Here is a 4,660-nt window from a genome sequence, read left to right as displayed (position 1 = left end):
ATGGCGGCGTTGAGCGCCAACAGGTTGGTCTGGCGCGCGATTTCCTCGATGATGGAGATCTTGTCGGCGATGTCCTTCATGGCCGAGACGGTCTCGGCCACGGCCTTGCCGCCCCGGGCTGTCTCCTCGGCGGCCTGGGAGGCCATCTTGCCGGTCTGGCGCGCGTTGTCCGCGTTCTGACGGATGTTGGCCGTCATCTGCTCCATGGACGAGGATATCTCCTCCACGCTGGCGGCCTGCTCGGTGGCGCCCTGGGACAGGCTCTCCGAGGACGCGGACAGCTCCTGGGCCCCGGAGCTGACGTTGTCCGTGGCGGCCTGGACCTCGGCGACGATGGAGCGCAGCTTGGCGCCCATCTCGCGCATGGACGCGGCCAGGCGGCCGATCTCGTCGCGGCTGTCCACGTCCACGTCGGCGGTCAGGTCGCCCCCGGCGAAGGACCCGGCCATGACCATGCCCTTGTCCACGGGGCCGATGATGCCCCGGGCGATGACAAAGGCCAGCAGGGCGCCCAGGGGGAAGGCCACGGCCATGAGGATGGTCACGGCCCGGCGCGTGGCCGCGGCGGCGTCGAGCATCTGCTCGTCGGTCATGATGTTGGCGCGCACGATCTCCTGGGTCTTGCCCAGCAGCGCCTGGACCTTGTGCAGGTTGGGCTTGGTCTGCTCCGCGTAGATGCGCAGGGCCTCCCGGCTCCGGGCCAGCTGGCCGTCGTGCCAGGCGATGAGCCCGTCCAGGGCGGCCAGGGTCGCCTGGGCGTGGACCGTGGTGGTGGCGGCGAAATAGGCGCTGGCCTCGGCGCGCCGCCCCTGGGCCAGCAGGGTGTTGATGCGCGTGACGGACTGATGCAGGGCCCGGTGCGGCTCCAGGATGGGCTCCACCCGCTCGCGCATCCCGGGGTCGGCGGCCAGGGCCCGGGCCAGCTCCGGGGAGCCCAGCCACTTGCCCAGGTCGCACAGGGCGGCGTCCTCCTGCACGTCGGCCCGCGTGGCCGCCGGGTCGGCGAACACGCGCAGCACGGTGTTCATCCAGGCCACATGGTCGGTCTTCTTCTCGCGCAGGAAGGCGCCCAGGCCGGGGTCGGCCCGGGCGAAGACCTCGCGGATAAGCCCGGCGGACTCGTGCAGCAGCCGGTGGGGCTCCTCGACCTCGGCCATGACCGGCGCGATCTGCGGCACGAGGCGCTGGGCCTCCTCGCGCTCCTTGCCGTAGTACCATTTGCCGAACGCGCACTGGGTCGGGTCGATCTGCACGCCAAGCTCGGTGACGTCCTCGTCGGTGAGATAGGCCGCCACATGTTCGGCCCAGACCAGGTGGTCCACCACGCGCTGGGTGAAATCCCCGCGCAGGCGGTTGCCGCCGATGACCTCCCCCGCGTTGCCCACGATGCCGCCGATGCCCACGATGGCCCAGGTCCCCACACCGGCCAGCAGCGCCAGCACAAGGCCGAAACCCACGGCGAACTTCCCCCCCAGACGCAGATCCCGCCAGCGCATGACAGCCTCCCTTCCTCCCGGCCAGCTCGTCCGGGGAACAATCCCCGAGGGGCCAGGATTGTCCATTATTGCGCAAACAGCGGACGCAAGTCAAATCGTTGCGCGAAAAAGGGGCTTTCGCGCAAGGTTCCGCCTGCCGGCCCCCGGCAACGCCGCCGATCGGAAACCGGACGCGGCCCGCGCGGGGCGGCCGGATTTCGCCACGACCCAGGACCGGCGCACCGAAGCCCCCCTGCTGCGGCGAAGGGGACAGGCCGGGGCGAAGACGACGGGGAGGCCGACGGCGCGTGCAGCGCCGCGGCGCAAGGACAGGGCGGGGGGCTGGGCGGGGGGCTGGGCCAAGGCGGCCCGGGAGTACGGCGGCGGGCCTCCCGTCCCGCCGCCGCGTCCCGCAACCGGGGAGGCTCCTACAGGCCGAAGTACCGGCAGCCCGCCACCACGCCCATGCCCACGGCGACGGTGCCGAAGAAGCTGCGGGTGAGGATGGCGGTGGCAAAGGCCGGAACGGCGGCCAGCAGAAAGATGTTGTCCGGCCCGACGCTCAGGGAGCCGTCTTCGAGCAGGACGCCCTGGGCCAGCATGGCCGAGAGCACCGCCGTGGGCACGAAACCCAGGAAGCGGCGCAGCCCGGGATGCAGGTCGCGCGAGGCCAAGGCCAGCAGGGGCAGGGCCCGCACCGGATAGGTGGCCACGGCCATGCCCAGGATGGTCAGGAAAATCAGCGTCTGGTCCATGCCGACACCCCCGTGCCCAGGGCGGCCGCGCCCAGGGTGGCCAGGATCACGCTCCACGGCCCGGCGCCCGCGGCGTGCAGCCCCAGGGCCAGCCCGGCGGCCGCCAGCCCGACGAGCACATGCACCGCGCCGCGCACCTGGCCCACGACCAGGGCGATGAACATGGCCGGCAAGGCGTAGTCCAGCCCCAGGGGCCGCACGTCGGCCACCGCCGCGCTGGCCGCCACGCCCAGGGCCGAACCGGCGACCCAGGCCCCGTGGGCCACGGCGTTGATCCACAGCGTCTGGGCCACGCGGGGCGGCCCCTGCATGAAGCGCAGGCTGTGCAGGGCGAAGGTCTCGTCGGTGAGCTGGAAGCCGAACCAGGCCAGCCGGGACGCGGGCCAGCCGCGCAGGTGCGGCGCCAGGGAGGCGGCCATGAGCAGGTGGCGCAGGTTGACCACGAAGGTCGTGGCCGCCACGGACAGCGGCGACGCCCCGGCGGCCAGCAGGCCCACGGCGATGAGCTGCGCGGACCCCGCGAAGACCAGCGCGGACATGAGCACCGCGTTCAGCGGCGAGAGCCCGGTCTTCAGGGCCAGGACCCCGTAGGCGAAGCCCACCGGCAGATAGCCCAGCACGATGGGCGCGGCCTGGCGCAGGGCCTCGCCGAAAGCGCCGGGCGCCCAGCGCGCCCCGTCCAGGGCAGATGTCCGCACGTCCATGTCTTGCAGCCTCCCGCGCGGGCGGCCCGGCCTGGGCCCCCACCGCGCGGGCTTGATTCCAGCACGGGTTCTGTTATCAGAACAGATACAGATTTCGGGAAATATAACCATAACAGTTTGGAGCCGCCCATGCCCCGCCAGGCCGGAAGCGACGATTTCCGCTACCAGACCGTGGAGCGCCATGTGCGCGAACTCATCGAGGCCGGGGCCCTGCCCCCGGGCAGCAGGCTGCCGTCCCTGCGCGCCCTGGCCGCGCGGGTGCACGCCAGCGTCTCGACCATCAACCAGGCCTATCTGGAGCTGGAGGCCAAGGGCCTGGTGGAGTCGCGCCCGCGCTCGGGGTTCTATGTGCGCCCGGCCCGGCGGCGCCTGCGTCCGCCCGGGGCCGGGCCCGCGCCCAGCGGCCCGCGCGCCGTGACCCGGGGCGGGCTCATCGGCACGGTGCTCGAAGCGGTGGGCGACCCCCGGCTGACGCCGCTGGGCATCATCTGCCCGACCAGCGAGCTGCTGCCCGTGCGCCATATGGCCCGGCTCATGGCCGAGGCCGTGCGCCAGGCCCCCGAGGCGGCCCTGGAATACAGCCCCATCCCCGGGCTTGCGGACCTGCGCCGCCAGCTGGCCGTCCGCGGGCTGGAGGCGGGCGTGGCCTGCGGCCCCGACGAGATCATGGTCACCCAGGGGGCTATGGAGGCCCTGTACATCGCCCTGCGCGCCGTGACCCGCCCGGGCGACACGGTGCTCGTGCAGTCGCCGACCTATTTCTGCTTCCTGCAGCTGCTGGAGAACATGCGGCTCCGGGCGGTGGAGGTCCCCTCGCGGGCCGAGGGCGGCATCGATCCCGCCGAAATCCGCGCCGCCCTGGACCGCTTCGAGATCGCGGCCTGCATCCTGTCGGCCAACTTCAACAACCCCGACGGGGCGCTGATGCCCGAGGAAGCCAAGGCCGAGGTGGTGGACATGCTGGCCCGGCGCGCCGTGCCGCTCATCGAGGACGACGTGTCCGGCGACCTGCACTTCGGCCCGCACCGGCCCGCGCCCCTGAAGCACTACGACCGCGCGGGCGGGGTCATCCTGTGCTCGTCGTTTTCCAAGACCATCTGCCCGGGCTACCGCCTGGGCTGGATGATGCCCGGGCGCGCCCTGGCCAAGGCCCTGGAGATCAAGGCCACCACCAACGTCTGCAACCCGGCGCCGACCCAGATGGCCGTTGCGGCCTACCTGCGGCGCGGACTGTACGACCGCCACCTGCGCGAGCTGCGCAAGGCCATGGAAACCCAGCGCGACACCATGCTGCACCACATCGGGATGCACTTCCCCGAGCAGACCCGGGCCACGCGGCCCGATGGCGGCGCCGTGCTCTGGCTGGAGCTGCCGCGCCAGGTGGACGGGGTGGAGCTGTTCTACCGGGCGCGCGAGGACGGCATCAGCATCGCCCCGGGGTCCATCTTCTCGACCCTGGACCGCTTCCGCAACTTCATCCGCCTGTCCACCGGCGGGGTGTGGAACCAGCGCCTGGCCCGGGGCGTCGCCGCCCTGGGCGCCCTGGCCGCCGAGATGGCCGCCGCCCCGCCCCGCGGCTCTCAGGGCTGAGGCCGCGCCGGATCGGCGGGCACCTGGACCTTGATGCGCACCCCGCGCCCGGGCTGGGAGGCCACATCCAGCCAGCCGCCCAACAGCCGGGCGCGCTCCTCCATGCTGCGCAGGCCCATGCGTCGGCGGGAGCCCT

4 protein-coding genes are annotated in these 4,660 nt (G+C 72.7%); 1 reads left to right on the top strand and 3 read right to left on the bottom strand.

What is annotated here, in order from left to right:
- The 3 genes from M0P34_RS13845 to M0P34_RS13835 form a co-directional block, all read right to left on the bottom strand.
- A partial coding sequence (locus M0P34_RS13845) for a CZB domain-containing protein (protein WP_291500156.1) occupies positions 1 to 1,496 on the bottom strand: 1,496 nt, incomplete at its 3' end.
- Between the two features lie 407 nt (positions 1,497 to 1,903).
- Complete coding sequence (locus tag M0P34_RS13840; protein WP_291500154.1) at positions 1,904 to 2,230, bottom strand: AzlD domain-containing protein; 327 nt, start codon at positions 2,228 to 2,230, stop codon at positions 1,904 to 1,906.
- Entirely contained in the window at positions 2,215 to 2,934 is a 720-nt protein-coding gene (locus tag M0P34_RS13835; RefSeq protein WP_291500152.1) for an AzlC family ABC transporter permease, read from the bottom strand. The genes M0P34_RS13840 and M0P34_RS13835 overlap by 16 nt, the downstream gene beginning before the upstream one ends.
- Positions 2,935 to 3,063: 129 nt before the next feature.
- Between M0P34_RS13835 and M0P34_RS13830 the strand changes: the two genes are divergently transcribed.
- On the top strand, positions 3,064 to 4,524 hold the full coding sequence (locus tag M0P34_RS13830) for a PLP-dependent aminotransferase family protein (protein ID WP_291500150.1): 1,461 nt from the start codon (positions 3,064 to 3,066) through the stop codon (positions 4,522 to 4,524).
- The last annotated feature ends 136 nt before the right edge of the window (positions 4,525 to 4,660 follow it).

It is taken from the genome of Desulfocurvus sp. (genome assembly GCF_023230885.1).
Classification (GTDB): Bacteria; Desulfobacterota; Desulfovibrionia; order Desulfovibrionales; family Desulfovibrionaceae; genus Desulfocurvus.
Note: the sequence above shows the minus strand (reverse complement) of the source record. Positions and strands in the feature narration are given on the sequence as shown.

What these genes read in the sequence shown, in the direction of transcription:
- M0P34_RS13840 (WP_291500154.1), bottom strand. Translation starts at nt 2,230, where the DNA reads ATGGACCAGACGCTGATTTTCCTGACCATCCTGGGCATGGCCGTGGCC.
- M0P34_RS13835 (WP_291500152.1), bottom strand. Translation starts at nt 2,934, where the DNA reads ATGGACGTGCGGACATCTGCCCTGGACGGGGCGCGCTGGGCGCCCGGC.
- M0P34_RS13830 (WP_291500150.1), top strand. Translation starts at nt 3,064, where the DNA reads ATGCCCCGCCAGGCCGGAAGCGACGATTTCCGCTACCAGACCGTGGAG.